This is a genomic window from Massilia sp. WG5, from assembly GCF_001412595.2.
Lineage (GTDB): Bacteria > Pseudomonadota > Gammaproteobacteria > Burkholderiales > Burkholderiaceae_D > Telluria.
In genome coordinates, this window is record NZ_CP012640.2 from 21819 (window position 1) to 47365 (window position 25547).

40 protein-coding genes and 1 tRNA gene are annotated in these 25547 nt (G+C 63.5%); 26 read left to right on the forward strand and 15 right to left on the reverse strand.

What is annotated here, in order from left to right:
- Positions 1 to 66: 66 nt before the first annotated feature.
- The 14 genes from AM586_RS00135 to AM586_RS00200 form a co-directional block, all read right to left on the reverse strand.
- Positions 67 to 471: a hypothetical protein gene (locus AM586_RS00135; protein ID WP_052233338.1), complete on the reverse strand. Its 405-nt coding sequence runs from the start codon at positions 469 to 471 to the stop codon at positions 67 to 69.
- The gene (locus AM586_RS00140) at positions 446 to 847 is read right to left on the reverse strand and encodes a hypothetical protein (protein ID WP_047822927.1); all 402 of its coding nucleotides are present in this window, start codon (positions 845 to 847) and stop codon (positions 446 to 448) included. The genes AM586_RS00135 and AM586_RS00140 overlap by 26 nt, the downstream gene beginning before the upstream one ends.
- Entirely contained in the window at positions 844 to 1278 is a 435-nt protein-coding gene (locus AM586_RS00145) for a RusA family crossover junction endodeoxyribonuclease (protein WP_109370395.1), read from the reverse strand. The genes AM586_RS00140 and AM586_RS00145 overlap by 4 nt, the downstream gene beginning before the upstream one ends.
- Positions 1275 to 1538, reverse strand: a complete 264-nt coding sequence (locus AM586_RS00150; protein ID WP_047822930.1) for a hypothetical protein — start codon at positions 1536 to 1538, stop codon at positions 1275 to 1277. The genes AM586_RS00145 and AM586_RS00150 overlap by 4 nt, the downstream gene beginning before the upstream one ends.
- 57 nt (positions 1539 to 1595) lie before the next feature.
- Entirely contained in the window at positions 1596 to 2546 is a 951-nt protein-coding gene (locus AM586_RS29235; RefSeq protein ID WP_082439562.1) for a Gp49 family protein, read from the reverse strand.
- Between the two features lie 33 nt (positions 2547 to 2579).
- The gene (locus AM586_RS00160) at positions 2580 to 3176 is read right to left on the reverse strand and encodes a hypothetical protein (protein WP_052233339.1); all 597 of its coding nucleotides are present in this window, start codon (positions 3174 to 3176) and stop codon (positions 2580 to 2582) included.
- Between the two features lie 208 nt (positions 3177 to 3384).
- Positions 3385 to 3570, reverse strand: a complete 186-nt coding sequence (locus AM586_RS00170; protein ID WP_047822934.1) for a hypothetical protein — start codon at positions 3568 to 3570, stop codon at positions 3385 to 3387.
- A complete protein-coding gene (locus AM586_RS00175; protein ID WP_052233340.1) occupies positions 3567 to 4226 on the reverse strand; it encodes a hypothetical protein in 660 nt (219 codons plus the stop codon). The genes AM586_RS00170 and AM586_RS00175 overlap by 4 nt, the downstream gene beginning before the upstream one ends.
- A complete protein-coding gene (locus tag AM586_RS00180; RefSeq protein WP_052233341.1) occupies positions 4223 to 5104 on the reverse strand; it encodes a hypothetical protein in 882 nt (293 codons plus the stop codon). Before AM586_RS00180 ends, AM586_RS00175 begins: the two co-directional genes overlap by 4 nt.
- Complete coding sequence (locus AM586_RS00185; protein WP_047822937.1) at positions 5104 to 5601, reverse strand: hypothetical protein; 498 nt, start codon at positions 5599 to 5601, stop codon at positions 5104 to 5106. Before AM586_RS00185 ends, AM586_RS00180 begins: the two co-directional genes overlap by 1 nt.
- Positions 5598 to 5798: a hypothetical protein gene (locus AM586_RS00190; protein ID WP_052233342.1), complete on the reverse strand. Its 201-nt coding sequence runs from the start codon at positions 5796 to 5798 to the stop codon at positions 5598 to 5600. Before AM586_RS00190 ends, AM586_RS00185 begins: the two co-directional genes overlap by 4 nt.
- The gene (locus tag AM586_RS27895; RefSeq protein ID WP_156328108.1) at positions 5798 to 5974 is read right to left on the reverse strand and encodes a hypothetical protein; all 177 of its coding nucleotides are present in this window, start codon (positions 5972 to 5974) and stop codon (positions 5798 to 5800) included. Before AM586_RS27895 ends, AM586_RS00190 begins: the two co-directional genes overlap by 1 nt.
- A 21-nt stretch (positions 5975 to 5995) precedes the next feature.
- On the reverse strand, positions 5996 to 6235 hold the full coding sequence (locus AM586_RS00195) for a hypothetical protein (RefSeq protein WP_047822939.1): 240 nt from the start codon (positions 6233 to 6235) through the stop codon (positions 5996 to 5998).
- A gap of 128 nt (positions 6236 to 6363) precedes the next feature.
- The gene (locus tag AM586_RS00200; RefSeq protein ID WP_047822940.1) at positions 6364 to 6552 is read right to left on the reverse strand and encodes a Cro/CI family transcriptional regulator; all 189 of its coding nucleotides are present in this window, start codon (positions 6550 to 6552) and stop codon (positions 6364 to 6366) included.
- A gap of 90 nt (positions 6553 to 6642) precedes the next feature.
- Between AM586_RS00200 and AM586_RS00205 the strand changes: the two genes are divergently transcribed.
- From AM586_RS00205 to AM586_RS27900, 3 genes are read left to right on the forward strand one after another with little or no spacing between them, the layout of a single operon-like run.
- On the forward strand, positions 6643 to 7344 hold the full coding sequence (locus tag AM586_RS00205; RefSeq protein ID WP_082439563.1) for a S24 family peptidase: 702 nt from the start codon (positions 6643 to 6645) through the stop codon (positions 7342 to 7344).
- Positions 7344 to 7784, forward strand: a complete 441-nt coding sequence (locus tag AM586_RS00210) for a S24 family peptidase (protein WP_060566824.1) — start codon at positions 7344 to 7346, stop codon at positions 7782 to 7784. The genes AM586_RS00205 and AM586_RS00210 overlap by 1 nt, the downstream gene beginning before the upstream one ends.
- A 47-nt stretch (positions 7785 to 7831) precedes the next feature.
- The gene (locus AM586_RS27900) at positions 7832 to 8128 is read left to right on the forward strand and encodes a hypothetical protein (RefSeq protein WP_156328284.1); all 297 of its coding nucleotides are present in this window, start codon (positions 7832 to 7834) and stop codon (positions 8126 to 8128) included.
- A 294-nt stretch (positions 8129 to 8422) separates the two neighbouring features.
- On the opposite strand, the gene AM586_RS00220 is transcribed toward AM586_RS27900, so the two are convergent.
- Positions 8423 to 8698, reverse strand: coding sequence for a hypothetical protein (locus AM586_RS00220; protein ID WP_047827048.1), 276 nt, complete (start codon positions 8696 to 8698; stop codon positions 8423 to 8425).
- A gap of 219 nt (positions 8699 to 8917) precedes the next feature.
- On the opposite strand from AM586_RS00220, the gene AM586_RS00225 reads away from it, so the two are divergent.
- From AM586_RS00225 to AM586_RS00325, 23 genes are all read left to right on the forward strand, one after another.
- Positions 8918 to 9229 (forward strand): hypothetical protein, encoded by a 312-nt coding sequence (locus AM586_RS00225; protein ID WP_047827049.1) that lies wholly within the window; start codon positions 8918 to 8920, stop codon positions 9227 to 9229.
- A gap of 2 nt (positions 9230 to 9231) precedes the next feature.
- Complete coding sequence (locus AM586_RS00230; RefSeq protein ID WP_047827050.1) at positions 9232 to 9582, forward strand: hypothetical protein; 351 nt, start codon at positions 9232 to 9234, stop codon at positions 9580 to 9582.
- Between the two features lie 21 nt (positions 9583 to 9603).
- Complete coding sequence (locus tag AM586_RS00235) at positions 9604 to 9939, forward strand: hypothetical protein (protein ID WP_047827051.1); 336 nt, start codon at positions 9604 to 9606, stop codon at positions 9937 to 9939.
- A gap of 47 nt (positions 9940 to 9986) precedes the next feature.
- Entirely contained in the window at positions 9987 to 10226 is a 240-nt protein-coding gene (locus tag AM586_RS00240; RefSeq protein ID WP_052234518.1) for a hypothetical protein, read from the forward strand.
- Between the two features lie 7 nt (positions 10227 to 10233).
- Entirely contained in the window at positions 10234 to 10416 is a 183-nt protein-coding gene (locus tag AM586_RS00245; protein ID WP_047827052.1) for a hypothetical protein, read from the forward strand.
- Positions 10417 to 10522: 106 nt separating this feature from the next.
- Positions 10523 to 10699 (forward strand): hypothetical protein, encoded by a 177-nt coding sequence (locus tag AM586_RS27905; RefSeq protein WP_156328285.1) that lies wholly within the window; start codon positions 10523 to 10525, stop codon positions 10697 to 10699.
- 24 nt (positions 10700 to 10723) lie between these two features.
- Positions 10724 to 11392 carry an AAA family ATPase gene (locus tag AM586_RS00250; protein ID WP_047827053.1) on the forward strand — a complete coding sequence of 223 codons (669 nt, stop codon included), beginning with the start codon at positions 10724 to 10726 and terminating at the stop codon, positions 11390 to 11392.
- Between the two features lie 7 nt (positions 11393 to 11399).
- On the forward strand, positions 11400 to 12032 hold the full coding sequence (locus tag AM586_RS00255) for a hypothetical protein (protein WP_047827054.1): 633 nt from the start codon (positions 11400 to 11402) through the stop codon (positions 12030 to 12032).
- A gap of 38 nt (positions 12033 to 12070) precedes the next feature.
- Positions 12071 to 12574: a siphovirus Gp157 family protein gene (locus AM586_RS00260; RefSeq protein ID WP_047827055.1), complete on the forward strand. Its 504-nt coding sequence runs from the start codon at positions 12071 to 12073 to the stop codon at positions 12572 to 12574.
- Position 12575: 1 nt separating this feature from the next.
- A complete protein-coding gene (locus tag AM586_RS00265) occupies positions 12576 to 13037 on the forward strand; it encodes a DUF1367 family protein (RefSeq protein ID WP_047827056.1) in 462 nt (153 codons plus the stop codon).
- Between the two features lies 1 nt (position 13038).
- Positions 13039 to 13281 carry a hypothetical protein gene (locus tag AM586_RS00270; protein WP_047827057.1) on the forward strand — a complete coding sequence of 81 codons (243 nt, stop codon included), beginning with the start codon at positions 13039 to 13041 and terminating at the stop codon, positions 13279 to 13281.
- Entirely contained in the window at positions 13268 to 14497 is a 1230-nt protein-coding gene (locus tag AM586_RS00275; RefSeq protein ID WP_197416526.1) for a phosphoadenosine phosphosulfate reductase family protein, read from the forward strand. The genes AM586_RS00270 and AM586_RS00275 overlap by 14 nt, the downstream gene beginning before the upstream one ends.
- 20 nt (positions 14498 to 14517) lie before the next feature.
- A complete protein-coding gene (locus AM586_RS00280; RefSeq protein ID WP_047827058.1) occupies positions 14518 to 16005 on the forward strand; it encodes a hypothetical protein in 1488 nt (495 codons plus the stop codon).
- 118 nt (positions 16006 to 16123) lie between these two features.
- Positions 16124 to 16300: a hypothetical protein gene (locus AM586_RS27910; RefSeq protein WP_156328286.1), complete on the forward strand. Its 177-nt coding sequence runs from the start codon at positions 16124 to 16126 to the stop codon at positions 16298 to 16300.
- A 24-nt stretch (positions 16301 to 16324) separates the two neighbouring features.
- Positions 16325 to 16525, forward strand: coding sequence for a DUF4224 domain-containing protein (locus AM586_RS00285; RefSeq protein WP_229411303.1), 201 nt, complete (start codon positions 16325 to 16327; stop codon positions 16523 to 16525).
- 27 nt (positions 16526 to 16552) lie between these two features.
- Positions 16553 to 17638, forward strand: coding sequence for a tyrosine-type recombinase/integrase (locus AM586_RS00290; RefSeq protein ID WP_229411304.1), 1086 nt, complete (start codon positions 16553 to 16555; stop codon positions 17636 to 17638).
- 93 nt (positions 17639 to 17731) lie between these two features.
- Positions 17732 to 17816: transfer RNA gene (locus AM586_RS00295), tRNA-Leu, on the forward strand.
- Positions 17817 to 17893: 77 nt separating this feature from the next.
- A complete protein-coding gene (locus AM586_RS00300; RefSeq protein WP_047827061.1) occupies positions 17894 to 18679 on the forward strand; it encodes a hypothetical protein in 786 nt (261 codons plus the stop codon).
- A gap of 53 nt (positions 18680 to 18732) precedes the next feature.
- The gene (locus tag AM586_RS00305) at positions 18733 to 21006 is read left to right on the forward strand and encodes a penicillin acylase family protein (RefSeq protein ID WP_082439566.1); all 2274 of its coding nucleotides are present in this window, start codon (positions 18733 to 18735) and stop codon (positions 21004 to 21006) included.
- A 133-nt stretch (positions 21007 to 21139) separates the two neighbouring features.
- Complete coding sequence (locus AM586_RS00310) at positions 21140 to 21757, forward strand: PEP-CTERM sorting domain-containing protein (protein ID WP_229411305.1); 618 nt, start codon at positions 21140 to 21142, stop codon at positions 21755 to 21757.
- Positions 21758 to 21882: 125 nt separating this feature from the next.
- Positions 21883 to 22434, forward strand: a complete 552-nt coding sequence (locus AM586_RS00315) for a thymidine kinase (protein ID WP_047827063.1) — start codon at positions 21883 to 21885, stop codon at positions 22432 to 22434.
- A gap of 14 nt (positions 22435 to 22448) precedes the next feature.
- Entirely contained in the window at positions 22449 to 22955 is a 507-nt protein-coding gene (locus AM586_RS00320; protein WP_047827064.1) for a hypothetical protein, read from the forward strand.
- Between the two features lie 154 nt (positions 22956 to 23109).
- Complete coding sequence (locus tag AM586_RS00325) at positions 23110 to 25383, forward strand: carboxy terminal-processing peptidase (protein WP_047827065.1); 2274 nt, start codon at positions 23110 to 23112, stop codon at positions 25381 to 25383.
- The last annotated feature ends 164 nt before the right edge of the window (positions 25384 to 25547 follow it).

Below are 25547 nucleotides of genomic sequence, written 5' to 3' on the forward strand. Positions count from 1 at the left end.
ACCGCACACGTCATGATCGACGGAAATAAATTGTGAACAGGAATGTACTGCTGATATTTCTTGCAGTCAAGAGATATCGCTCGTCGGGGGTTGTTTGCCGATCTCGGCGGCTGCGCGGGTGATGGCGCGGCGGGTGGCGGCGAGATGATCGCCATCAGGGCCCCAGTGTTCCACGGCATGAACCCAGCCCTTCCCAGACTTGTTGACGTTCGTGCTCCCGCCCCAGTGTGTGACGTCGAGGCTCAGCCGCACCGCCAGTTCCAGCGCATCACCGCTGAACTGCAGCGGGTTCCAGCTGTAGACCGTCGAGCCGTTCTCGAAGTGCAGGTTCCCGTATCCCTCGCCGTCAACCTCCTCGAATCGAGCGCCGAGAGCGCGCGCGGCTAGCTCCAGCAGCTCGCGGTCGGCGGCCGGAATGTCCTTACGCGGCGGCGCCGGCAGCTCGTCAACCGTGTCTTCGTCCAGGTTCATCCACCTTCTCCATGTTCTTTTCGGCAATCGATTCTATCGCACGCTGCGCCTGGCGGAACAGGTTGATGAAGACGGTCGCCGGCCGATGTGCGATGCTGCACTTCCTGCAGACGACCTCGGGCTGAGCCTGCTTGACGTAGCACCAGTACAGCAGCAGGCGGTGCTTGGTCTCCAGCTCGCGCATGCTTTCCTCGATGCGGCGCGCATCGTCCTCGTCGATCTTTCGGCGCTCTGGCGATGCCGAGGTGTCGCCAAGGGCCTCGCGGCGCAGCTGGTCGCAGTAGGCACCTGTCGGGCTTATGCCCTGGCGGGTAGTGTCACGGTAGACGCGCGCCCAGTTCTCCAGGCGCGAGCCGATGTCGCGGCGTTCGGTCAAGGTGCCGCCTCCCCAGCCACCTCAACCACGTGCACCACGGCCCCCGGCGTCTCGCTGTACCGCTTCTCCAGCACGATACGCACGACCTGCGCGTCGTCAGTCCACACGATTCCGTTGCAGCCGTCCTTGATCCCCTTGAGCACGTTGTCGGCGTCGGGCTTCTTGGTGGCGCAGATCGTGCCGGAGACCGCTGCGGCGCGACGCTTCTTCGACCAGCTGGCCGGAACCTGCAGGTTGAGCGTCACCGACAGGGCCACCGGGCGCGCCGTGGGCTCGATGCCGCGCATGGCGGTGCTGGCGGCCAGCTTGACCAGGTTCTCGTAGCTGGCGGTCTTGGCCGGCGTGTAGGCGACGACGTGCGCGCCGCGGCGGGCGAACTTGGGGCGCGATTTTGCGACGGGTTGACCGGGGATGGTGAAGGTGGTCATCATGGCTGCTGCTCCCGCGGCACGATGACGGTCTTGTGCGTCTTCGCGCACTTCTCGCACAGCACGGCCCAGTCGCCCAGGTAGCCGAGGCGCATGCCGCTGCGCTGGTTCATGGCTGGATCGTCGTACTGCTCCTCGCCGGCGATGCGGTATGGTGCGGAGTCAGGCCGATACTCGTCCGGTCCCCACTCGTAGCCCAGGTTCGAATCGTAGAAAGCTTTGCCTTCGCAGACGTCGCAGAGGCGGTAATCGGCTGCTGCCATGTTCAGGTTCTCCTTGTCGTTGTTGTTGCCGCCCGGCGTGCGGGCGGGGTGGTGCGATCAGACCGGTGCGCTCGCGGCGACCGTGAACGCGGCGATGCGTTCGGTCAGGATCTCCGAATAAGCCTTCATGGCATCCTCCTGGCGCTCGAGGCGCTGCTTCTCCTCCTCGGCCAGGCCTGCGAAGATCGGTGTATCGAAGAACGGGACAAGCTTTGCCAGGCGCGCGTCCAGTTCGCACTTCTCGTCGACCACGCGCTGCTGGTGCGGCTGCAGGGTGCTGTAGCCGGCATGCGCGGCGCCAGGTGCGGGCGGCTCGTAAGCGGCCAAGTGCAGCTGCTGCTTGAGCGCATAGCCCATGAGTGGCCAGATTTTCTGAACGGCGTTCTGGCGCGCGATGTTGCGGCCGATCTCGGCGTCGAAGTTCTCCGGGCTGGCGCAGGCGCTCTCGCCGGTGACGGTGAAGCCGTTCTGCAGGACCAGCACGCAGAAGGTGAGCAGCTTGTGCGAGTCACGCGGCACGTAGGTGCGCAGGCCGCCAGGGGTTGATCCGCGCACGCCGTCGGCGGCCGTGAAGTACGCCTCGTCGGCGATGTTCGCCTCGATGTCCGCCGGGGTGACGCGCGGCGCGGTCTTGCCCTTGGCCTGGATGTCGCGCTCGATCGAGGCGTCGCTAGCGTCGCCGGTGATCAGTTGCGGCGCCGCTGCCGTGGTCAGCTCGCTGGCCTGCTTCTCGGCCTGCTGCTTCTGGTACGGCATCCACTCAGCCCAGCAGCCGCTGTCCGGGCGCTCGTCGCCGTCCTGCAGCAGGCGCACCGACGTAAGAGGCAGGTTGGCGCCATAGACATCAAACGCGGCCACGTTGATGCAGATGTCGTTGTGCACGTAGGTGATCAGGCCAGCCAGGGGCGTGCCAGCCGCGGGCAATGCGTAGCCGTCCACAGGCGTGCCGGCAGCGAAGAAGATGAGGACGACGCGTCCGACGGTGGGTTTGATGGTGGTGGTGCTCATGTTGCCCTTTCAGGTTGGTGCTGCGGTTGGTGGTCAATTCGGTTGGTAGAGGCGCACGGCGTCGTCGGCGGACATGCCGCGCTTGACCCGGTACAGCAGGCGCTTGTACGGCGCTCCGCTGGCGTCAGCCACGTCAGCCAGGTTCATCACTCGCCCCTGGTACTCGACGTTGATCGAGTCGCGGCGATTGCGCGTCTGCTCCTTGACGGTGGCGCAGCGGCAGTTCCCCGGCTCGTAGTCGCCATCGACGTCATCCCGTTCGAGCGTCAGACCATCCGGGCACGGTCCCATGTCGCGGTAGAAGGCATCGAACGAATCGCTCCAGGCGGCACAGACGCGGATGCCCCTGCCGCCGTAGTTCGCGTAGGCGTGCGAGCCTTCTCGGTTGCAGCGGTCCTTCATCGCGCTCCAGGCCTTGTACTCCTTCGTGCCGCGCATGCCGTGCGTGGTGAGCCGGCTCCGCGTCGCTGCGCGACCTTGGCAGCCGCACGACCTCGTCTGGCCCAGGTTGACCTTCGAGAACGACGCCGAGAAGTGCGCGCCGCAGTGGCAGATGCATGCGGCCATCTTGTCCTTGACGCCGGGCACACGCTCGGTCGACAGGATCGTGATGCGGGTGTATTGCTTCATTGCTATCCCTTCGGTGCGCTCGCGCGCGAAATGGTCTCGTGCTTCCTGCGCTCCGGCGCCCTCTGCCCCTTCCTGGTCTCCCAAGCGCCTTGCTCGGTGAACAACACGCAGGGCCTGTCGGTCGCCTCGGCTGGCCTGTCGAACCCGGTGCAGTGGCCGGGCTTCGGCACGAACTTGGCGCAGGCGCGGCAGGGCAGGTGGTCGCGGTTCATGCAGCTGCCTGCTCTGCGCTGACACCCATGGCTTCCTGGGCGAATTTGATCTGGATTGGCAGCAGGGTCTTGTCGCCCGTCTCGTGGCGCCACACGATGCGCTTCGCCCAGGCTTTGTAGTCGTAGCCGGCTGCCGTGTTGTACGGGTAGCGAGCTGCTGCTGCGCCGTGGAAGTCGGTCATACCGGACCTCCAAGCTGCAAGGTCTGCAAAAGCGACTTCAGGCGCTGGACGTTCTCGGGCTTGGGAGCGGCCAGTAGTGGGTGCCTGGTGGCGCCGCACATGCGCACGATGTCGCCGGCGTGCTCGGGAAGCGCTTCGGTGGCGCGATCCAGCGTGATCTGGCCCGTCCGCACAGCATTGCCGAGCATGGTCACGCGGCCCAGGGTGTCAGCGCCGAACGATGGGAAGAAGCGCGGACCACGGCCTTCGATCTTTGCCTTCTCGATCAGCCGGTTGTAGGCGTCCTTGAATGCCATGCGGGCTGCGATCTTGTCGCCGGCCTCCAGCAACGGGGAAGCCGCGGCCATGGCTTGCGCGATTTCGTCGGTCAGCATGGCTGAGTCCTGTTCCGACTTCGGCATCAGGGCCCAGGCCTCGTCGGCGCCGATCCAGTGCCCGTCCATCTGCGCGGCGCAGCCCTTCACGATGTCCGCCAGCTGCGGCTTGAAGTGACTGGTCTTCAGGTGCTGGGCAGCGGCGGCGCGCACGGTGCCGTCCGGGAAATCCTTTAACGCATCCCACCACATGTCGAGGCGCGGTCCGTCGACCGGCTTCATGTCGTCGTACTCGGCGCGCAGCAGAGCGATTGCCTCTGCCAGTTCGGGTTTCGTGGTCATGGTTGCTCCATCCATTCCTGCAATGCGTTGATCTGCCGGCGCAGGCCGGGATCGGCGATGGCCTCGGGCGTGGCCAGCTTGATGAACTTGTCGACGTGAGGCCCGTCGCGGCAGATCAACTCGATGTCGTCGTAGACCGTGCGCTGGTCGTTCTGGCCCATGTGGTGCGGCGAGCGTCGGCAGCCGTCGACAGCCAGGCGCAGGTCGGCAACCGTGTAGCCGTCAGCCAGGCGCTTGCCGATGGCCTTGGCGCGCTTCTCGTCGAGCCTGGCCTGCGGATGGTCCATGACCCGCTGCCAGTGGGCGAACACGTCTTGCACGTCGTCGTTGCCCCTGGGTTCACGTCGGCGATCCTGAGCGGGCGACCGGGCGAAGTCGGCGGAGCCGACAGGAGCGGAGGCGACAGTGGTTTTGACCTTAGGTTCTTTCTTCTCTTCTCTACTCTTCTCTTCTCTAGGCGTGACTTGGTGTGACGCGGCGTGACTTGGCGTGACAGTTATTGTCTCGCCATCCTTTGCACTGTCACGCTGACGTTGTGCACGTTTGCGCTCGGTAGCCGTGTTATCCACGCGCTCGCGCTTCGGCTGGCGATCTTCCCAGCGGGTGACGCGCCCTTCGGAGATCAGGCCGCGCGCGCGCATCGCCTCCAGGATGCGATCGGTGGTGCCGTCGTCGGCGCCCAGCAGGAAGTCGGTGGCCTCGCAGTCGATGTCGCCGCACTGGCCGCGTTCGACGTTCGCGCTGGCCAGTTCCAGCACCAGGGCCCACACGGTGATGACGTCGCCGACGCGTGCGCCGGCTTTCTTCGCCACCAGGCCGAACTTGGGATCATTCACACTGCCGTGGTGCCAGCGGAACCAGTCGATGCCGTTGGCCATTACGCAGCCTCCTTGCGGATCTCGCGCATCACGCTCGTGCTGTTGATGCGATGGCGCACGCGGCGCTCGACTTCCATCGCTGCCCGGTCGACATCGATGGCGCGTACGTTCTCGAGCTGAGCATCGTGGCAGTCCAGGGCCTCGTTCACGGCGCGCAGCTCGTCGCCAGTGAACACGAAGCGGTCGCTGGCCATGTAGCGTTTGCCGACGGCGAGGAGGGCGTCGCGCGCGGCGATCGTGACGAAGCGGAACTCGTCGCCGATCCCCATCTCGCACATGACGTTGGCGATATTGATGGCGCCGACGATCAGATCCCACTGGTCGCGGGTGCCGCGGCCCTGGGCCATCTCGGCCATGGCCAGGTGGTTCTTGATCTGCAGTTCGCGCAGGTGGTCGGCGTGATCGCCGCTCATCCCGCCGAACACGGTCGACAGGACGTTGCGAGCGACGTACTTGGGCCTGTAGGACTTGTTTCGGGGCTTCTTCGGCTTGGTCATGGCGGGCAAGCTCCCACCAGCTGCTCATCGAGCAGGAAGCCCCAGGTCTTGGCCGCGCACAGGTCCCACTCGCGCTGCCAGTCGGCGATGGCAGGCGCACCCAGGTTGAAGCCATGGTCGTCACGGCCAGCGCCGCGGGCGAATGCTGCCCGGGCCTTGGCCTTGATCATGTCGCGTGAAACGATGGAGGTGTCCACTATTCCTTCCCCCCTTCGTCGGTGGCGGCGCGGATCTGCTGCCGCACCAGCTTTTGTGCATCGGCGGCGCGGCTGTCGGGCCCGGCCTTCTCGATGCAGCGCGCGACGAAGTTCCAGACGACCACGCGGCGGTCAGGCGAGAACTTCGGCGGCGGATTTTGTGTTGGTTGGTTCATTCAATCCTCGGTGCTGGGTATTCAGGAACGCATGTAGGCGGTCGGGCGCATCGTGCGGCTCGGCGCGAACTTGGCCAGTCGTTGGCCAATGCTTGGCCTATTCGACGCACGGCTCGCCGGCTTACCATTCCTGCAAGAAAGCCAGGAGTCGCGGAGCTTCTTGCTCTGCGAGACCTCTTCCTTCTCGCAATCGTTGGTCAGCAGCACGAACTCGTCGGCGGTCAGGCAGGTCTTAACGATGATGTTGCGGGCGGTTTTCATGGGTGCTTCTCCTTGTCGGTGGTTCTCGGTGGGGGTGGTTCATGGCCAGCTAGTGGGCTGGCGGTACTGCTGTTGCTCAAAGACTTCTTCCTATGGGCAACATTTGGGGCAACAAAAACCGCAGGGGATTACTGCGGCTGGGATTGGGTGGTGCTGGTCTGCTTGAAGACGTCAGGGCGCGCGAGCTCGAGGAATTTCAGGCGCGCCTTCGGGATTCCGTTGTGCTGCCACTGCGAAACCGCCTGGGTGGTGACCTCGCAAAGCTCAGCGGTCTTCGTAGGGCCGCCGAGGCGTTGGATGATTTCGGTAGCGTTCATTTCAATCCTCAAGTTAACTTTAGTCAGATCGTAAGCTGACTTGGAAATAAAGTCAAGCCAGCTTTATAAATGGTTTGTTAAGCTACCTTTATGAATTTATTGTCAGAAAGACTCCTGTGGGCGATGCAGCAGGAGCAGAAGCGACGAAACGGGAAGCGCGTAAGCAAAGCTGAGCTGGCGCGCGCGGCTGGCGTTTCCGACACCGCGGCGGGTAACTGGCTTAAGGGAGATCACGGCATTGACGCGCCGAAGGCACGGGCACTGGCCAGCTACCTGAAGGTGGATGCGCTATGGCTTGAGACAGGAGAGGGAAGTCCTGCGCCTGATGCCTCCGCGCGTCCGCTGGACGACGATGAGGTCGAAGACGCTCCGGCGATCATGCGCAAGCCTCAGCTCATCCCTATAGTCGGCCGCGTCCAGGCGGGCACGGACGGCCTTCTGCACATAGACGATTTCAGCCCAGCCCATCCCGACGGATGGCTCTTCTGGTACGCGCCGTGCGCAGATGCCTACGCTCTGCGTATTCGGGGCGAGAGCATGAGCCCGCGCTACCTTCCCGGCGAATTTGTCGGCGTCGACCCATGCGGAGAGGCGCAGCCGAGCGATGAAGTGATTGTGCTGCTGAAGGATGGGCGCCGGATGATCAAGCGCCTGCTCTGGATTCGGGACGATCAGGCGTGCTTCGAGTCCGTGAACAAGGATCACCCCAACATCATCATCGACTGCGAAGAGATCGACCGCATGCACCTAGTGCTGGGTCACATTCCTAAAGCCGCGTTCCGGCCGAACTAATGACCCAGGCCGACCACCAATTCACTGAAGTGCGCCGGGTTGTGCTCAGGCTACGAGCCGGCACAGTCGGCTTTGATGCCGATCCGGACATGACCGCGCTGGAGCCGCTGTTGATCCCGACATCAGCAATTCTCGCTTCGAAGGTGAACCCGGTCACACTTCTGGCGATGCGCGTGCGCGATCGAGGCATGGAACCGATGTTCTTCGAGGACGATTGGATCGTGATTGATACCACTGATACGGGCCTGCGCAACGGGGAAGTGTTCGCTGTGAACTGGAACGGCGAGGCCTGCGTCAACCAACTAATAAACCGTGGCGGGCAGTGGTATTTACATTCGATTAACCCAGAGTTTGGGCCGATTAATCTGAAAAGCGGCCGGTGCACTATCGTCGGTAGGGTAGTAATTCAGTCGACGCGTGTTTTAACCGGAAGGCTTTAATTCAACGCGGCACATTAGGTGCAGAACCGGAAATTAACGCCAGTACTATGAAAAATTACAGCAATGAATTTATTGCGACTTTGGTTGGGTCGGCAATAAGCGGTGGAATAATTTATTGGTTATTCGATTTTAATTTTTGGGCATGTGCATTTTTTGGATATTTGATTACTGAACTGGTGTCGACGGCAAATAAAGTTGAATCTGTTGGAACTGAGCTTCAGATTAATAATTACAAGCTATCCGAACTCCAAAAACAAAATTCGCAGCTCAGCGATCAATTGTGGGCACTGCAAGAGCAAATGGAAAGCTTCCAGCGAAATGTGGAGCGACAACAGAGATATTAGTTGTTAACACCCGCCCATGCTGGCGCGGGAAGATGACCTGATAAATCAGGCGTCCAGTGCAATCCCTATTGAAGTCCAACCGATGAAAGGCACGCATGGCAGCATATAAACACTTGACGCACTTACATCCGAATACTGGAAATGCCTTTGACTCTGTGCATCCTCCAGGGCATCCGACCGAATTCTCCGGAATTTATAGATGCGTGGCCTGCGGTCATGAGGTAACTTCGGTGAAGCATCATCCGCTTCCGCCGGAAAATCATCATGTACACGGACTGCTTGTCCCCGGCCCTATCAGGTGGCAGTTGCTGGTTGCGACCCATCCAAGTTAAGGCTCCGAGCCTGGAGCGCGAGCGCATGCACTTCCTCGCGCTCGTACTGGCCCCATATGATCGGCGCCATGGCTGCTGCAGCCTGGGCCACCCCGACAAGCTTCGACGCCGACATATTGCATTGCATGAACTCCATGACCCGCTTCAGGTCGTCATCCATCATCAAATCGCACACAGTACCGACACGCGGCAGACCGATCGTAGCCAACGTTTCCGTAGCTTGTTGAGTCTCTAACATCCCATCCTCCATGCCGCGCTCGACGCGGCTTTTTTACGCCCTGACGCCGGGCCGGCGCACCGAGGGGATCGGTAGCGACAGTCTATTTCTTCCCCCCCCGTCTATCAAGCTCACTTGAATTTATTTCTAAAGACTACTTGACCTATAACTCAAGTTAGCTTTAGTATTACTCCATCGCAGCGAGCTCAGCACCCGCCGAGCCGCGAAATGGAGAAGAGCATGTCGAACAACACGAAGCACACGCCGACGCCTTGGAGCGCAGTCGGCCTGACCATTGAAGCCGACTGCAACGGGATCGTGGTCGCCGACGTAAAAGGCCCGGATAGCCGCGCTCGCGGTAAGGAGCGGATGGAAGACCTGGAGTACTGCCAGGGTAACGCCGCCTTCATCGTCCGCGCTTGCAATGCGCACGAGCAGCTGGTGGCTGTCGTCGAAGAGCTGGTCGGCGGTCTGCGCTACCTCGGCATGCAGGAAGGTGCTGCGCCGCTGCAGCGTGCAGCCGAAGCCCTTCGCACTGCACGGGAGGCCTGACCATGCCCCGCGAAGACTTCAACGACGAGCGCGACGTCCAGGTGGCGAAGCTGGCAGAGCAGCTGGTCTGCGACTGGACCCGCAAGCTGCAGGCCGGCGACCAGCGCGCGATCAGCGACCTGCACAACACGGTGCTCGAGCGCTTTAGCCAAGACGACGTGAAGGCCCTGTTCGTGCAGGCGGTGACCGGGCGCGCTATCGCTGATGTGCGCTTCGCCAGCCTGGCGCATGACGCGATGTACGAGGTCTGCAAGGCCGACGCCGAGCGCGGCGTGGCATTCATGGAGCAGCGCCGCACCGAATCCCGCAACGACAACCGCATCGCACAGGCCGAGCTGGCCCGCATGCATTGATAACCACAACAGGAGCCGACCATGAAGATCACCGTGAAGCGCTACGCATTCCTCCACAAGAACAGCACGGTCACCCCCGAGCAGCTGCAGACCGAGCAGGGCGTAGCCCAGCTCTCGCTCTTCGCCTACCGCGATGGATGGGAGGCGTTCGGCTACACATTCGTCGGCGAGGTCGAGGCCGCCATCGAATTGCCGGACATGCGTGGCCTGGTCGAGAACAAGATCGCTGCGCTGAAGGAAGAGGCCGCAAACCTGCGCGCCGAGACCACGAAGAAGTGCACCGAGATCGAGAGCCAGATCCAGAACCTGCTGGCGATCGAGTACACGCCAGCGCCGGAAGCGGCCGAGCAGCAATAACACCAACAACAACCGCCGGCGGCGTCGGCAGAACGAGGAGCAGCAGGATGAAACAGAAGAACGAGAGCCGCGGTTACAGCGAGGGCTGCGTCGGCGCGCTCGACCGCACGAAGATCGACTGGTGCTCGAAGTCGCACTCCAACGCATCGATGATCAAGGAGGGCGTATTCCCGCCCGGCACCTCTTCTGCCGACGTGCGCAAGCTGGTTGATGGATCGTTCGGTGGCCGGTTCGAGTACTTCGACGAGAAGCGCTGCGAATTCAAGTTCATCGCGTATACCGACTGAGGAAATTATGAGTGCTACCTACATCCCCACCACCCGCGCCCAGCAGCAGGCCGAGCCCGCCCCGCGCCGCGACCCGATCGGCTTCGTCCTCTTCTACAAGATGGACTGGTGCGAGAAGCACCCGGGCCTGATGTTCCTGGCGATCGGCGCGCTGATCGTGCTGGAAGGCGTCATGGAGCAGCTGCTGTGATCCGCGACGCCGCCCGCGCCCTGGTCCTCGTGATCGCCTTCCTGTTCATCGTGGCGGAGGTGCAGGAGCTGGACCACGCCAACGAAGTGCCTATCTGGAGCCCGCAATGAACAACGCAGATGCAGCCGATGCGCTGAAGCAGTACGAGGAAATGGGCCGGCGCCGCACGCTGTTCCCGCCGCTGCAGTCACCGCCGCCCGCGTCCGTGTGGCGGCCGGAGCTGACTGAGGAAGAGCGCGCCGCACGTGAGCAGTATGTGAAAGACCACGACCTACCGTTTTAACCATCGCAACCACCAAGGAAAACCATGAGCATCGCAACCCTCATCATCGGCGAGTCGGGCACCGGCAAGTCGACCAGCCTGCGCAACCTGGACCCCGAGCAGACGCTGCTGATCCAGTCCGTGAAGAAGCCGCTGCCGTTCCGCTCGGCGAACTGGAAGCCGGTCGTGAAGGGCCAGGGCGGCAACGTCTACGTCAGCGACAACAGCGCGCACATCGTGGCTGCCATGGACCGCACCGCGGCGTCGATCATCGTGATCGACGACTTCCAGTACATCCTGGCCAACGAGTTCATGCGCCGCGTGACCGACCACGAGTCCGGCAATGGCGCCTTCGCCAAGTACAACGAGATCGCCCGCAGCGCCTGGGACATCCTGATGAAGGCCAGCGCGCTGTCGGATGAGAAGCGTGTCTACATCCTTAGCCACACCAGTACCGACGAAAGCGGGAAGACCAAAATCAAGACGATCGGCAAGCTGCTCGACGAGAAGATCGTGCTGGAAGGCCTGGTCACCATCGTTCTGCGCACGCTGAAGATCAACGACCAGTACGTGTTCGCCACGAAGAACAGCGGCTCGGACACCACGAAGTCCCCGCTGGGCCTCTTCGAAGAAGGGCACATCGAGAACGACCTCGCCGCGGTTGATGCCGCCGTGTGCGAGTACTACGGCATCACCCAACCACAAACCATGTAAGGAAACCATGTACACCCTCGACACCAAACTGGCCAGCAAGGCCGACGCGATCGGCGCCTACATCAGCGAGACCGGCAAGTACACCGGCACCTTCGTGCGGGCCGAGAAGCTGGTCAGCGCGACCAAGCAGACCGACGGCATCGGGTTCACGTTCCGCGCCGACGATGGCCGCGAGTGCCGCTTCGACGTCTGGACCCGCAAGGGCAACGGCGAGCCGCTGTCCGGTCTGAACCAGATCAACGCCATGATGGCCTGCCTCAGCCTGCGCACTATTACCGTGAGCCAGCAGAACGTCAAGAAGTGGGACAACGGCCAGGAAGTCGTGATGCCGGCGCCATGCTTCGCGGACCTGATGGGCAAGCCGATCGGCGTACTGCTACGGGCCGAGGAGTACGAAAAGATGGCTGACGGCCAAAAGACCGGCGAGCTTGGCTGGCGCATGGGCCTGTTCGCGATCTTCCAGGCCAGCACCGAGCTGATGGCGTCCGAAATAATGGCGCGTAAGACCGCCCCCGAGCAGCTCGCAAAGGTTGTGGCCCAGCTGGCCGACAAGCCGCTGAAGAAGCAGGGCGGCGGTGCGCGTCAGCAGCAGCCTGCAGCAGCCGGCAACCAGTTCGCCGACGACGATATCCCCTTCTAATTCGATGGAGCCGCGGCCAGCATGGCCGCGAGAACGATATGACTGCACTTTCTCTTTACACGATCGCCCAGGAACATCGCTCGATGGTTGAAGCGCTGATGGCGTCCGACAACGATGCGCAGACCATCGCCGACACGCTGGAAGCGGAATCCTATCCGCTCGAGGTCAAGGCGCAGAACGTGGCCTACGCGATCAAGAACCTGGACGCGCTGGCCGGCTCGATTAAGGCCGCCGAAGCGGAAATGGCCGCGCGCCGCAAAGCCATCGAGGGCCGCGTCGCCCATCTGCGCGAGTACACCAAGACCTGCATGGAAATCGCTAGCGTGAGCAAGATCGACTGCCCGCACTTCGCCCTGTCGATCCGGAAGAACCCGGCCAGCGTCGACATCTTCGAGCCTGCCCTGATCCCGGCAGAGTTCATGCGTCAACCCGAACCGCCGCCACCCGCGCCGGACAAGACCGCGATCAAGGCCGCGCTGCAAGCTGGCCGCGACGTGCCCGGCGCGCTGCTAGCACAGGGCACCCGGCTGGAGATCAAATAGCATGAAAGAGATCGTCCTGACCAAGACCCCGGCTGGCGCCCTGGCTCCCATGGATCCGCAGGCCGCTGACTATATCGCCAAGCTAAAGACTGGCGCGGCCGTCCGCGCCACCGTGAAGCAGCAGCGTAACCCGCGGTTCCACAAAAAATACTTTGCGCTGCTGAACCTCGCCTTCGACGCCTGGGAACCGGCCGAGGCGACGTACAAGGGCCAAGTCGTCAGCAAGAACTTCGACCAGTTCCGCAACGACATCGTGTGTCTCGCTGGTTTCGGGGAGGTGGCAATCAATCTGCGCGGCGAGACGCGCGTGACCGCCAAAAGCATCAGCTTCGCCAACATGGCTCAGGACGAGTTCGACAACCTCTACAACGCCACCGTCAACGTGATCTTGAAGCATGTTCTGACCAACTACACCCGCGACGATCTGGACGACGTGATCGATCGCCTGACCGGGTTCTTTTGACATGATGCGCGCCTTCGCCAACGGCATCTGGTTCTACGCCGAGCCGGCCACCCGCGAGTGCCTGGGCTGCATCTTCGACAACGAGCGCAGCAAGGTGTGTAAGCAGGCCGGCGAGGTGGCGGCAGAAGCCGGCATGCCGGACTGCGAGAGCAAAGGCCCGGGCGCCAGCAGCTACATATACCGGCTGGACCTGAGCGGCGGGCGCCAGATGGATTTATTGGAGAGCATAAGTGAATCAGTTTGATATTTTCGGCGCCGGCGCGCGCCGCCTGCAAATGACGGAATCGATTGAGCTGACGATCCAGTCGCTGCAGGCCTACGGCGCCGAGCATGAGCACTGGGGCCTGGCCTGGTCGGGCGGCAAGGACAGCTCAGCCACGCTCACCCTGATCATGTACCTGCTGGACACCGGCAAGATCCGGCGTCCGAAATCGCTGACGGTGTTCTACGCCGATACGCGCCAGGAACTGCCGCCGCTGGCGATCGCCGCGCGCCACATCATGGACGAGCTGGAAGAGCGCGGTATCCGCTGCGAGGTGGTGACCGCGCCGATGGACAAACGTTTCATGGTCTACATCCTGGGCCGTGGCGTGCCGCCGCCGAACAACAACACGCTGCGGTGGTGCACGCGCCAGATCAAGATCGACCCGATGGAGCAGGCGCTGCGGGGCCGCCTCGACGAGCTGGACGGCCAGATCCTGATGATCACCGGCGTGCGCCAGGGCGAGAGTGCGATCCGAGACCGCCGCATCGAAATGAGCTGCGGGAAGGACGGCGCCGAGTGTGGACAGGGCTGGTATCAGCAGGTGCTGCCGAACGCAAAGGGACTGCGCGGCCGGCTGGCCACCTTGGCGCCACTGCTGCACTGGCGCGTCTGCCATGTGTGGGAATGGCTGAAACACTGGGCGCCGACGGTGGAATTCGGCGATTGGAGCACGGCCATGATCGCGGACGCCTACGGCGGCGATGAAGCCGAAGAGATCAACGCCCGTACCGGCTGCATCGGCTGCGCGCTGGCCCAGGAAGACAAGGCACTCGACAGCGTGCTGCTGCTGCCGGCCTGGTCGTACCTGGCGCCGCTGAAGGGCCTGCGTCCGCTGTGGCGCGAGCTGCGCGAGCCACAGCACCGCCTGCGCAAGGCCGGCGCCGAGACCTTGAAGGACGGCAGTATTGCCAAGAATCCGCAGCGGATGGGCCCGCTGACGCTGGAAGCGCGCTTGATGGGCCTCGACCGTGTGCTGGGCATCCAAGCAGAGATCAACGAAGCGGCGCGCCGACTGGGCCGGCCCGAGATCGACCTGATCAATGTTGAGGAAGAAGCCCGGATCCGTGAGCTGATTGCGCTGCAGACCTGGCCGCAAGGCTGGGAGGGCGATGAGCCGATCGCCACGACCGTGATGGACGTGGTCTACCAGAACGGCGCGGTGCAGCCTCGGTTGTTCTCCGAAGCCGAACTATAAACCACCAACGAAAGAGACACATGGACCAAAAAGACCTTTGCGAGCACACCCGAATCCGCCTGATCGCGGCGGCGCTGGGCCACCAGCAGTGCACGGCGACGGACGGCACCGCGGTGCTGATACCGGGCACGAACAAGCGCATCCTGGTGGGGGACGATGCGTATCTGGCGCGGGTGGCCGGGCGGGCGAAGCCTAACTGCGGCGCTTGCCCTGGCGATAGCTCGATCTGTAAGACCGAATGTCGCCACCGCGCCGAGAATCCGCCAGCTGCCACCGACAAGAAAGCAGACACCCTGGACCCGGACCAGTTGCGCGCCGACTTCGAAAAGCGCTACGGCCCGCGAGACTCCTTCGCGTGGCTGACCAACGAAGGTAAATACAAGATTCCGTCGTTGCAGTCCGCGTGGGAAATCTATCACGCCGCCACTGAAGACGCCCTGGCTCGCTGCTCTCCACCGCATAGCGGTGCAGGACTGGATGAGCGGGCGATGTTCGAAGCCTGGGCAGTCAGCGACGACGGCGGCTGGATGGAAAGCGCACTCAAGCGCAATCCGGAAGGTCATGAGTTTGACTACGCTGACGACGATGTGGAAGCTGAATGGCGCGCATGGAAAGCACGCGCCGCCCTCGCCCAGCAGGCCGGAGCGCCAACCGACCCGAACCAGCGGTTACACGACTATGAGGCTGGTGTCCTGCAAGGCGTCGCAGAAGAACAGGCACGCGCATTTCAGGAACAGGTTCGCGCACTTCTCGCCGCTCCGGCTCCTGCTGCCGCCCAGGAAAAAGGTACGCCTGAGTCGATAGCGGCAAGTAATGCACGCTTCGCCATCGACGGTGCGATTCAGTACGGCCGTGAGAACCGCCATGCGCCGCCGAGCGCCGATCACTGGCTGTACGAATATTGGAACATCGGTCGCCAACTCGCCAAGCTGGGCGAAACCGGCTGGGACAACGTAACGCCCATGGCGTCTGAGTGCGGCAAGTGCAACGACGCTGGCATCATCGGCTTCCCGCCCGACCAATACGAATCTTGCCCTGACTGCACCCCTCTCGCCGCACCTGCTCCCGCAATAGCGCATCAAGCAGCGCCGGCCGCTGTGACTCAGATTCCGCTTCAAGGCATGGGCGGGGCCGAGTTGGTGCGCGACGAGGCCTATGGCGGCTGGGTTCTCATGCGCGATGCCGCGCAAATCCGCCACCTCGATCAGTTTGAACGCAGCTTCATCAACAGCGCAATCGCCGCAACCACAGCGGCTGATGCTTCCCCTACCGATGAAGCAAGGGATGCGGGGGAACTGGTGCAGCTACGTGCGCAGAATATGCTGTTGGCCAGGCTGTACGACGCTGCGGCGAAGCTGGTCAAGGCAAAGGGCCGATTCCACACCGAACAGAACTATGCCCAACTGGTCGCTGCATACGACTTAGTGCGCACCGCTGACAGCAAAGGCAACTCATCTGGCGCATCTCTGGCTACTACCCAAGCCCAAGAGAAAGGAGGTGCGCAATGATCTACCAAGCCATCAAATGTTGGTTCTGCGGCGAAGTACCGCATCCTCTCGACACCAGGCACGCAACATGGTGCTCGCGGGTTTTCAGGGCTACTACCCAAGCCAAGGAGAAGAACTGATGATCGAACGCAAACAGGACCGCCGCCGCGGCGTGTCGTCCCACTTCACGAACCCGCAGAACGACCGGCGCCGGCCGGGCTACGAGCGCCGCAACAGGACCACGGTGCTGCCCATGCCGCTGTCGATGGTAATGCGGGGCGATCGGCGGCGGTTTGAGGAAGCGGGAATGGAATAGGGGAGAATGATGTCGGAGACATTTTTGGCAGCGGAAGAAGTCCGCGAACTAACGGGGCGGACTAAGCACGCGTTACAGGCGGACCAGCTGCGCGCGCAGGGCATCCCCTTCTTTACCAATGCAGTCGGACGCCCGATCGTCCCTCGCGCGGCGATCGAGGGGCGCACCAAGACGGCAAAACCGCCCGAGAAGGCGTGGGTGCCGGACGTATTACGGAAGGGATGATGTATGGGCCGCAGGCCAACAAAAAACTTGAACCTGCCGAAGGGGATGCGCGCACGCGTGCGGGGAGGGCGGACGTATTACCTGCTCGACCTGGGCGGGAAGCCGCGCCGGGAGGTGCCGCTCGCGGTCGACGATTACGTGGCCGCAGTGCAAAAGTGGGCAGAGCTGACGGTCAGCGCGGTGCCGGCCGCCGCCATCACCTTCCGGCACGCGGCCGAGCGCTATATGCGCGAAGTGCTGCCGACGAAGGCGCCCGGAACACAGCGGAATAACCTGAATGAACTGGAGGTGCTCTACCAGTTCTTCGATAAGCCGCCGATCCCGCTGGACAAAGTCGACCCGGTACACGTCCGGCAATACTTAGACTGGCGTGTGCAGATGACGGTCGCGAAGGCGGTTGAAGCAAACAGGCAGCGCGCGCTGGAGAAAAAGCCGTTACGACCCGTACCGCCAGATCTCGGGCACGTGAGTGCGAATCGCGAGAAGGCGCTGCTGTCGCACATCTGGAATTTCGCCCGCAGCAAAGGGCTGACCAGCAAAGCCAATCCGTGCGCGGGCATCCGAGGATTCAAGGAAGAGGGGCGGGACGTCTACGTTGAGGACGATGTCTACCGCCTGGTACACGACCTGGCAGAACCAGCACTGAAGGACGCGATGGACCTGGCTTACCTGATCGGCCAGCGACCGGCGGACGTGCTCAAGCTCACTCGCGCCGACATCAAGGAAGGAGCGCTCTGGCTTCGGCAGAACAAGACCGGGCAAAAGCTCCGGATCGCCATCGAGGGAGAGCTCGCGGCGCTGCTCGAGCGCATGGCCCAGCGCAAGGTAATGGGACTCGGCCTGGTCAACATGCCAGACGGGACGCCAATGACGAAGTTCATGATGCGCGGCGCCATGGATCGTGCGCGCGCCGCAGCAGCGGCCGCTCGGCCCGACTTGGCGGCGCGCATAAAGGAGTTCCAGTTCCGGGATCTGCGTGCGAAGGCCGCGACCGACAAAGACGAATCCGCAGGCATGACGGCCGCGCAGGAACAGCTCGGACACACAACGTCGACCATGACGCGCCAGTACGTTCGGCACCGGAAAGGCAAGCTGGTCAAGCCAACGAAATAGCGTTTTGCGGAAAGCCTACGCGATTGCGGAAAAAGGGGCATGGCTGAGCCGTGTTGCCGAAACCCGCTCCAGTGCTATAATCCCGCCCGGTACGCGGCCATGGCGAAATTGGTAGCCGCAGCAGACTTAAAATCTGCCGCCGAAAGGCGTGCCGGTTCGATTCCGGCTGGCCGTACCACTTTAGTTGAATCCTTGCATGGTGTAGCATGCGCACAGCAAACGCGACATGCGCAACACGAAGTGCAAGGACACGAATTGAACATCACGATTAACGACGAACTCCGTACGTACGTCGACCCCCTCACGCCCGCCGAACACGAAGCCCTGGAACGCAGCCTGCTCACCGAAGGGTGCCGCGAGGCGCTGATCCTGTGGCGCGACGTCCTGATCGACGGCCATAACCGCTACGCCATCTGCTCGCAGCATGGCATCCCTTTCCGCACGGTCCAGAACGACAGCTTCGATTCGATCGAAGACGTCAAGCTGTGGATGATCGACAACCAGCTGGCGCGCCGCAGCGTCACCGACTTCCAGCGTGGCCTGATGGCCCTGCGCAAGAAGGAAATCCTGGCCGCACGCGTGGTCCAGAAAAGCGACGACGAGCTGCAGACCGAAGCCGACCAGGCCGTCCCGTTCTCGCCGCCGTGGAATACGCGCCAGGAAGTGGCGCGCGCGGCGCGCGTGTCGGCCAATACCATCAGCCAGATCGAACGCATCCAGAAGGCCGCCGCGCCGGAACTGGTGGATGCGGTGCGCAGCGGCGCCATCTCGATCAGCTCCGCTGCCAACGTCGCCTCGCTGCCGCGCGAAGCCCAGGTGGCGGCCGTCGCCGGCGGCAAGAAGGAGCTGCAGCAGGCCGCGCGCCAGGTGCGCGAGCAGAAGAGCGCCGCCAAGCCCAAAAAGGACGTCGACACCGGCACGCCCGAGGAGCAGGTCAAGGCCCTCAAGGCCCAGGTCGCCGAGCTGAAGGACCGCGTCGCCACCCTCATCAACGAGAACGAGGTCCTGAAGCAGAAGCTGGTGCTGCTCGGCGAAGCCTGAGTCCGAGCAACGATAACGATAACGATAACGATAATCACCCTGGAGACACCACGATGCAGACTTCCCGCCTGATCGCCTCGACCCTCCTCGGCTGCGCCCTGGGCGCCTTCGCCGTGCTGCCCGTGCAGGCGGCGCAGGAGGCCGCCCGGCCCGCCGTGGCCGGCGCCGCGGCGGCCGCCTTCACGCCCGCCGAACTGGCGCGCCTGAAGCAGGCCGCCCAGCGCGTGACCATCCTGCGCGACAAGTGGGGCATCCCGCACGCCTTCGGCAAGACGGACGCCGATGCGGTGTTCGGCATGGTGTTCGCCCAGGCCGAGGACGACTTCAACCGGGTCGAACTCAACTACATCAATGCGATGGGGCGCCTGGCCGAGGTCGAGGGCGAGCGGGAGATCTGGCGCGACCTGCGCATGAAGCTCTACATCGATCCGGCCGACATGCAGGCCAGGTACGCGGCCAGCCCGGCCTGGCTGAAGAAGCTGATGAACGGCTGGGCCGATGGCCTGAACTGGTACCTGGCCAGCCACCCGCAGGTCAAGCCGAAGCTGCTGACCCGCTTCGAGCCCTGGATGGCGCTGGCCTTCAGCGAAGGCAGCATCGGCGGCGACATCGAATCGATCAACCTGAAGCAGCTGGAAGCCTTCTACGGCAAGCGTCCGGCGTCCGCGCCCGCCGCGCCCGCCGCGCCCACCGCGCTGGCCATGGCGGACCCGGGCAAGGGCTTCGATCCGGAGCCGCAGGGTTCGAACGGCTTCGCGATCGCGCCGCAGCGCAGCGCCGGCAAGCACGCGCTCCTGATGATCAATCCGCACACCTCGTTCTACTTCCGGCCGGAAGTCCACATGGTGAGCGAAGAAGGCCTGAACGCCTACGGCGCCGTGACCTGGGGCCAGTTCTTCATCTACCAGGGCTTCAACGAGCGCCTGGGCTGGATGCATACCTCGGGCGGCGGCGACGTCATCGACGAGTACCTGGAAACCGTGGTCGAGCGCGACGGCAAGTTCTTCTACAAGTACGGCGGCGAGGAACGCCCGCTGCGCAGCAAGACCATCGTGCTGCCTTACCGCACCGCGGACGGCATGCGCAGCCGCAGCGTCACTGCATGGTTCACGCACCACGGCCCGGTGATACGGGAAGAGGGCGGCAAGTGGGTGGCCGTGAAGATGATGGACGATCCGATGCACGCGCTCGAGCAGTCCTACGGCCGCACCAAGGCCCGCAGCTACGCCGACTTCCTGAAGGTAATGGAACTGCGCACCAACTCCTCGAACAATACCGTGTACGCGGATGCGGACGGCAATATCGCCTACTTCCACGGCAATTTCATTCCGCGCCGCGACCCGCGCTTCGACTGGACCCGTCCGGTCGACGGCAGCGATCCGACCACCGAGTGGAAGGGCCTGCACGAGGTCAAGGAGACCGTTACCGTCTTCAATCCGAAGAGCGGCTATATCTCGAACACCAACAACTGGCCCTGCACCGGCTTCGGTGAAAGCAGCCCGGACTGCAAGTCCTATCCGGCGTACATGTGGTCGCTGCCGCAGAACGCGCGCGGCATCCACGCCGAACGGGTGCTGCACGACGCGCGCGACCTGACCCTGGACGGCCTGATCGGCAAGGCCTACGACTCCTACCTGACGGCCTTCGAGCCGCTGGTCCCGGCCCTGCTGAAGGACTGGGACGCGCTGCCGCAAGGTGACGCCCTGAAGGCGCGCCTGGCCGACCAGGTGGCGCTGCTGCGCGGCTGGGACCTGCGCTGGTCGGTGGACTCGGCGCCGACTTCGCTGGCGGTCTACTGGGGCCAGGACATGGTGGCGCAGGCGGCCGCGCGCGCGCGCGCCGAACGCGTGCCGGTGGTCGACTTCATCCAGACCAGGCTCACGTCCGGGGAACGGCTGGCGTCGCTGGCGCGCGCCGCCGACCGGCTGCAGGCCGACTTCGGCAGCTGGAAGACGCCATGGGGCGAGATCAACCGCTTCCAGCGCCTCAGCGGCGAGGTCGACCAGCACTACGACGACAGCAAGCCCAGCATCCCGGTCGGCTTTACCTCGGCCAACTGGGGTTCGCTGGCGTCCTTCGGCATGACGGCGAAGCAGACCACGAAGCGCATCTACGGCGACCGCGGCAACAGCTTCGTGGCGGCCGTCGAGTTCGGCCCGCGTGTGCGCGCGAAGAGCATCCTGGCCGGCGGCGAGAGCAGCGACCCGAAGTCGCCGCACTTCAGCGACCAGGCGGAAATGTACAGCCGCGGGCAGTTCAAGGACGTGCTGTTCTACAAGGCCGACATCGAGAAGCAGCTGGAGCGCAAGTACCATCCGGGGCAGTAAGCCGTGCGCAAACTTTTATGCACCGCAAAGTATGCATAAAAGCCCTGTTGGCACGATTGCAAGCTCTTGTATTCCTGATATCTACTGGTGCCAGCCCAAGGCTGTCCGATCGATGTTCAACAGGAGTGCAATCGTGCGTACCACACTGTCCTTATTCAAATGCTGCTCCGCCGCGGCCCTGCTTTGCGCCGCCGCGGCTGCCCAGGCCGATATCACGGTCTACACCAGCCAGGCCGCTTTCCTGGCCGCGGTGCAGGCGCCGGGCGTCGACACCTACGACGACCTGACGATCATGAACTATGGCGAAAGCCTGGACCGGACCGCCGGCGCCTATGCTTATAACGTCTACTCGGCCACCGGCCTGTATGGCGCGGGCGGGCCCACGGATCACTGGCTGTCGAACAACACGGCCGTCAACCCGATCGTGTTCTCGCATTTCGGCGGCGGCGTGAGCGCCTTCGGCGGCAATTTCTTCGCCTCCGACGTGGCCGGCCAGTTCACCACCGGCAACCTGATCCTGACCGCGATCGACGGTTCGGTGGTGACTTACTCCCTGCAGAATCCCCTGACCACGGACTTCCTCGGCTTCGTCTCGGACACGCCGCTGGCCGCGGTGACGCTCGGCACCTTCGGCGAGATCGCCTGGCCGACCGCCAACAACGTCGTGCTGGCCGTGCCGGAGCCTAGCGCCTACGGCATGCTGCTGGCCGGCCTCGGTTTCGTTGGCCTGATGAGCCGCCGTCGCAGCTGAGCCTGTTGTAGCCGGTGCAGTGCAGCACCGCCCGGATCGGAATCTTCGGTCCGGGCGGTTTTCCATTGCCGGTCCGCTTGCTATAATTTTGCACCTTAACAAGTGGGACACAGGCAGGGCGCGCAGTGGCAAAACTCTATTTCAGATATTCGGCGATGAATGCCGGCAAATCCACCGCCTTGCTGCAGGTGGCCCACAACTACGAAGAGCAGGGCCAGAAGGTCAAGCTGTACACCGCGGCCATCGACGACCGCTACGGCGTCGGGCTGATCACCTCGCGTCTGGGGCCGCAGCGCGAAGTCGACGTGTTCGACAAGCAGACCGACTTCCTGGCCAGCGCGCCGGAGGTGGCCTGCGTGCTGGTCGACGAAGCCCAGTTCCTCACCAAGGAGCAGGTGGTGCAGCTGCACCGCCTGGCCCAGGTGCGCGGCGTGCCGGTGATCTGCTACGGCCTGCGCAGCGACTTCCGCGGCGATCCCTTCCCCGGCTCGGCTTACCTGCTGGCGCTGGCCGACGATATCGAGGAAATCAAGAACATCTGCACCTGCGGCAAGAAGGCGACCATGAACGTCCGCGTCGACGCCGAAGGCCGGCGCGTGCGCGAAGGCGAGCAGGTCAGCATCGGCGGCAACGAGAGCTACCGCCAGGCCTGCGGGCGCTGCTTCTACAAGGGCTGAGAGGGCGCACCGGGATGGTCGACATCCTGTTGTACCTGGCGCCGTCGCTGGCGCTGGCCTTCCTGATCTGGCTGGTGACCTCGCTGCACCCGCTGTTCTTCGTGTTCAGCGCGGCCGGCACCCTGTGCCACGAGCTGGCGCATTTTTCCGTCGGCCTGCTGCTGGGCGCGGAGCCGACCGGCTTCTCGATCGTCCCGCGCCGCACCGGGCGCACCTGGGAGCTCGGCTCCGTCACCTTCGCCAACCTGCGCTGGTATAACGCGGCCCCGGCTGCGCTGGCGCCGCTGCTGGTGCTGCTGGTCCCGCTCGCGGTGGCCTGGTGGCGCACCCGCGGCGCCTGGGGCTTCGGTCCGGCCGACCTGGCCATGACCCTGCTGCTGGCCCCGCAATTCCTGTCCTTCTGGCCCTCGCCGGTGGACTGGCGGCTGGCCGCGCGCAGCTGGCCGTGGCTGGTCATCCTGGCGGCGGCGGGCGCCATGTTCCTGTTCCGACCGAGTCTGTTTCAATTTGTAAAAGCGTGACCGCTGCGGGGCGGCTTCGACTTAAGCTCGGCTGAAGAAGCACACAGGCCGACTCTACGTCGTGCCGCTATCCTGTAGAATTGGTCGCATTCGCGGCCAAGTCCCATTTGGCCATAGCAGCCGCCTTAGCACATTCCGCCCGGAGAAACGAACAATGAAGAAGCAGATGTTGATGGTTGCGCTGGCGTTCGCCATGTCGGCCCACGTCGTGACGGCGCAGCCGGAAAAGGTCCAGACCAATGCGGCCCAGGCCAGTGTGCCCCAGCTGAAGCCGACCCCCGCCCAGACCCAGGCTGCGCTCTGGGCCTCGCGCGTGCTCGCCCGCTACCACTACAAGGCGATGCCGCTGGACGACGTGATGTCGGCCAAGATTTACGACAACTACTTCAAGACCCTGGACAGCGAAAAGCTGTACTTCACCCAGGCCGACCTCGACCAGTTCGCGCCGGCCCGCACCAAATTCGACGATGCGATCAACAACGAGGACCTGACCCTCCCGTTCCAGATCTATAACGTCTACCAGCAGCGCTTCAACGACCGCATGACCTATGCGCGCGAGCTGGTCCAGAAGGGCAATTTCGATTTCAGCGCCAACGAAACGCTGCAGATCGACCGCGAGAAGGCGCCCTGGGCCAAGAACGAAGACGAAGCCCGCGACCTGTGGCGCAAGCGCGTGAAGAACGACTGGCTGCGCCTGAAACTGGCGGGCAAGGACGACAAGGGCATCCGCGAGACCCTCGACAAGCGCTACGAGGGCTACCAGAGCCGCCTCAAGAAGCTGAACAACGAGGACGTGTTCCAGATGTTCATGAACGCCTACGCGACCGCGATCGAGCCGCATACCAATTACCTGGGTCCGCGCTCGGCCGAGAACTTCGACATCATGATGCGCCTGTCGCTGGACGGCATCGGCGCGGTGCTGCAGTCGCGCGACGACTATACCGTGATCCGCGAGGTCGTCCCCGGCGGCCCGGCCGACAAGTCCGGCAAGCTGAAGGTCGGCGACCGCATCGTCGGCGTGGCCCAGGGCAATGGCCCGTTCACCGACGTGATGGGCTGGCGCATCGACGACGTGGTGCAGCTGGTGCGCGGCGAGCGCAATTCCACCGTGCGCCTGGACGTGCTGCCGGCCGACGCCGGCCAGGACGGGAAGCACGTCACGATCCCGCTGGTGCGCCAGAAGATCAGCATGGAAGAACAGTCGGCCAAGAAGCAGATCATCGAAGTGAAAGATAACGGCGTCAAGCGCCGCATCGGCGTGATCTCGCTGCCGACCTTCTACCAGGACTTCGAGGCGCGCCGCAAGGGCGACAAGGACTTCAAGAGCGCCACGCGCGACGTGCAGCGCATCCTTGGCGAGCTGAAGAAGGACAAGGTCGACAACGTGCTGATCGACCTGCGCAACAATGGCGGCGGCTCGTTGATCGAGGCGGTCGAACTGACCGGCCTGTTCATCGACAAGGGGCCGGTGGTCCAGCAGCGCACCGCCGAGGGCCGCGTCGAGGTCGAAAGCGACACCAACGCCGGCCTGGCCTGGGACGGCCCGATGGGCGTGCTGATCAACCGCGGCTCGGCCTCGGCTTCCGAGATCTTCGCCGCCGCGATCCAGGACTATGGCCGCGGCATCGTGATCGGCGAGCCGAGCTTCGGCAAGGGCACGGTCCAGACCCTGATCAACCTCGACCGCTTCTCGCAGAACGACAAGATGAAGTATGGCGAGCTGAAGATGACGATCGCCCAGTTCTTCCGCATCAATGGCGGCACCACCCAGCTGCGCGGCGTGACGCCGGACATCAAGCTGCCGGTGACCTCCGACGCCGAGAATTTCGGCGAGTCGTCCTATGACAACGCGCTGCCCTGGGTGCAGATCAAGCCGGCGACCTACCTGCCGTCGGGCGACCTGAAGGAACTGCTCAGCCCGCTGCAAAAGCGTCACGACGCCCGCGTCGCCAAGGACAAGGAGTTCCGCGACATCGAGCAGGACATCGCGGAAGCCCTGAAGCTGCGCAAGGACAACGTGATCTCCCTGAACGAAACGGTGCGCCGCAAGGAGCGCGAGACCCAGGAAGCCAAGGCCCGCCTGCGCGAATCACGCCTGGCCGGCGCCGATGCCCAGGGCAAGGCCGACGAGCCGGTGGCCGGCCCCGGCAGCAAGGAGCAGCGCGACAAGGCGCCGAATCCGACCGCGCCGAAGAAGACCAACGTCGCGCTGAAGGGCGCGCCGCGCGCCGACGACGGTTTGCAGGGTGACGAGCGCAGCCTGGCGGCGGAGATCGCGGCCGAGAAGGCGGCCAAGAACGCCAAGGACGTGTACCTGCAGGAAGCTGCGCACATCCTGGCCGACGAAGCCGGCATGCTGAAGTCCGATACGCGGATGGCTTCGCGCACCATGCCATACATGTCTATGTTGAAACAAAATGGCAATTAATTAGTAGTTTTAAGACAACATCATATCTGCGTGCCGGGATGTTCCGGCAGCATCCTGAACGAGGCTTCTCCCTGGGGAAAGCCTCGTTTTCATTGATGCCTTCCAATTGAACATTGGCTTTTTTACGGCTGTGATACATTAACTCAGCAATTGTAGAAAAATTA

What these genes read in the sequence shown, in the direction of transcription:
- AM586_RS00135 (WP_052233338.1), bottom strand. Translation starts at nt 471, where the DNA reads ATGAACCTGGACGAAGACACGGTTGACGAGCTGCCGGCGCCGCCGCGT.
- AM586_RS00145 (WP_109370395.1), bottom strand. Translation starts at nt 1,278, where the DNA reads ATGATGACCACCTTCACCATCCCCGGTCAACCCGTCGCAAAATCGCGC.
- AM586_RS00150 (WP_047822930.1), bottom strand. Translation starts at nt 1,538, where the DNA reads ATGGCAGCAGCCGATTACCGCCTCTGCGACGTCTGCGAAGGCAAAGCT.
- AM586_RS29235 (WP_082439562.1), bottom strand. Translation starts at nt 2,546, where the DNA reads ATGAGCACCACCACCATCAAACCCACCGTCGGACGCGTCGTCCTCATC.
- AM586_RS00160 (WP_052233339.1), bottom strand. Translation starts at nt 3,176, where the DNA reads ATGAAGCAATACACCCGCATCACGATCCTGTCGACCGAGCGTGTGCCC.
- AM586_RS00170 (WP_047822934.1), bottom strand. Translation starts at nt 3,570, where the DNA reads ATGACCGACTTCCACGGCGCAGCAGCAGCTCGCTACCCGTACAACACG.
- AM586_RS00175 (WP_052233340.1), bottom strand. Translation starts at nt 4,226, where the DNA reads ATGACCACGAAACCCGAACTGGCAGAGGCAATCGCTCTGCTGCGCGCC.
- AM586_RS00180 (WP_052233341.1), bottom strand. Translation starts at nt 5,104, where the DNA reads ATGGCCAACGGCATCGACTGGTTCCGCTGGCACCACGGCAGTGTGAAT.
- AM586_RS00185 (WP_047822937.1), bottom strand. Translation starts at nt 5,601, where the DNA reads ATGACCAAGCCGAAGAAGCCCCGAAACAAGTCCTACAGGCCCAAGTAC.
- AM586_RS27895 (WP_156328108.1), bottom strand. Translation starts at nt 5,974, where the DNA reads ATGAACCAACCAACACAAAATCCGCCGCCGAAGTTCTCGCCTGACCGC.
- AM586_RS00195 (WP_047822939.1), bottom strand. Translation starts at nt 6,235, where the DNA reads ATGAAAACCGCCCGCAACATCATCGTTAAGACCTGCCTGACCGCCGAC.
- AM586_RS00200 (WP_047822940.1), bottom strand. Translation starts at nt 6,552, where the DNA reads ATGAACGCTACCGAAATCATCCAACGCCTCGGCGGCCCTACGAAGACC.
- AM586_RS00205 (WP_082439563.1), top strand. Translation starts at nt 6,643, where the DNA reads ATGAATTTATTGTCAGAAAGACTCCTGTGGGCGATGCAGCAGGAGCAG.
- AM586_RS00210 (WP_060566824.1), top strand. Translation starts at nt 7,344, where the DNA reads ATGACCCAGGCCGACCACCAATTCACTGAAGTGCGCCGGGTTGTGCTC.
- AM586_RS27900 (WP_156328284.1), top strand. Translation starts at nt 7,832, where the DNA reads ATGAAAAATTACAGCAATGAATTTATTGCGACTTTGGTTGGGTCGGCA.
- AM586_RS00220 (WP_047827048.1), bottom strand. Translation starts at nt 8,698, where the DNA reads ATGTTAGAGACTCAACAAGCTACGGAAACGTTGGCTACGATCGGTCTG.
- AM586_RS00225 (WP_047827049.1), top strand. Translation starts at nt 8,918, where the DNA reads ATGTCGAACAACACGAAGCACACGCCGACGCCTTGGAGCGCAGTCGGC.
- AM586_RS00230 (WP_047827050.1), top strand. Translation starts at nt 9,232, where the DNA reads ATGCCCCGCGAAGACTTCAACGACGAGCGCGACGTCCAGGTGGCGAAG.
- AM586_RS00235 (WP_047827051.1), top strand. Translation starts at nt 9,604, where the DNA reads ATGAAGATCACCGTGAAGCGCTACGCATTCCTCCACAAGAACAGCACG.
- AM586_RS00240 (WP_052234518.1), top strand. Translation starts at nt 9,987, where the DNA reads ATGAAACAGAAGAACGAGAGCCGCGGTTACAGCGAGGGCTGCGTCGGC.
- AM586_RS00245 (WP_047827052.1), top strand. Translation starts at nt 10,234, where the DNA reads ATGAGTGCTACCTACATCCCCACCACCCGCGCCCAGCAGCAGGCCGAG.
- AM586_RS27905 (WP_156328285.1), top strand. Translation starts at nt 10,523, where the DNA reads ATGAACAACGCAGATGCAGCCGATGCGCTGAAGCAGTACGAGGAAATG.
- AM586_RS00250 (WP_047827053.1), top strand. Translation starts at nt 10,724, where the DNA reads ATGAGCATCGCAACCCTCATCATCGGCGAGTCGGGCACCGGCAAGTCG.
- AM586_RS00255 (WP_047827054.1), top strand. Translation starts at nt 11,400, where the DNA reads ATGTACACCCTCGACACCAAACTGGCCAGCAAGGCCGACGCGATCGGC.
- AM586_RS00260 (WP_047827055.1), top strand. Translation starts at nt 12,071, where the DNA reads ATGACTGCACTTTCTCTTTACACGATCGCCCAGGAACATCGCTCGATG.
- AM586_RS00265 (WP_047827056.1), top strand. Translation starts at nt 12,576, where the DNA reads ATGAAAGAGATCGTCCTGACCAAGACCCCGGCTGGCGCCCTGGCTCCC.
- AM586_RS00270 (WP_047827057.1), top strand. Translation starts at nt 13,039, where the DNA reads ATGATGCGCGCCTTCGCCAACGGCATCTGGTTCTACGCCGAGCCGGCC.
- AM586_RS00280 (WP_047827058.1), top strand. Translation starts at nt 14,518, where the DNA reads ATGGACCAAAAAGACCTTTGCGAGCACACCCGAATCCGCCTGATCGCG.
- AM586_RS27910 (WP_156328286.1), top strand. Translation starts at nt 16,124, where the DNA reads ATGATCGAACGCAAACAGGACCGCCGCCGCGGCGTGTCGTCCCACTTC.
- AM586_RS00305 (WP_082439566.1), top strand. Translation starts at nt 18,733, where the DNA reads ATGCAGACTTCCCGCCTGATCGCCTCGACCCTCCTCGGCTGCGCCCTG.
- AM586_RS00320 (WP_047827064.1), top strand. Translation starts at nt 22,449, where the DNA reads ATGGTCGACATCCTGTTGTACCTGGCGCCGTCGCTGGCGCTGGCCTTC.
- AM586_RS00325 (WP_047827065.1), top strand. Translation starts at nt 23,110, where the DNA reads ATGAAGAAGCAGATGTTGATGGTTGCGCTGGCGTTCGCCATGTCGGCC.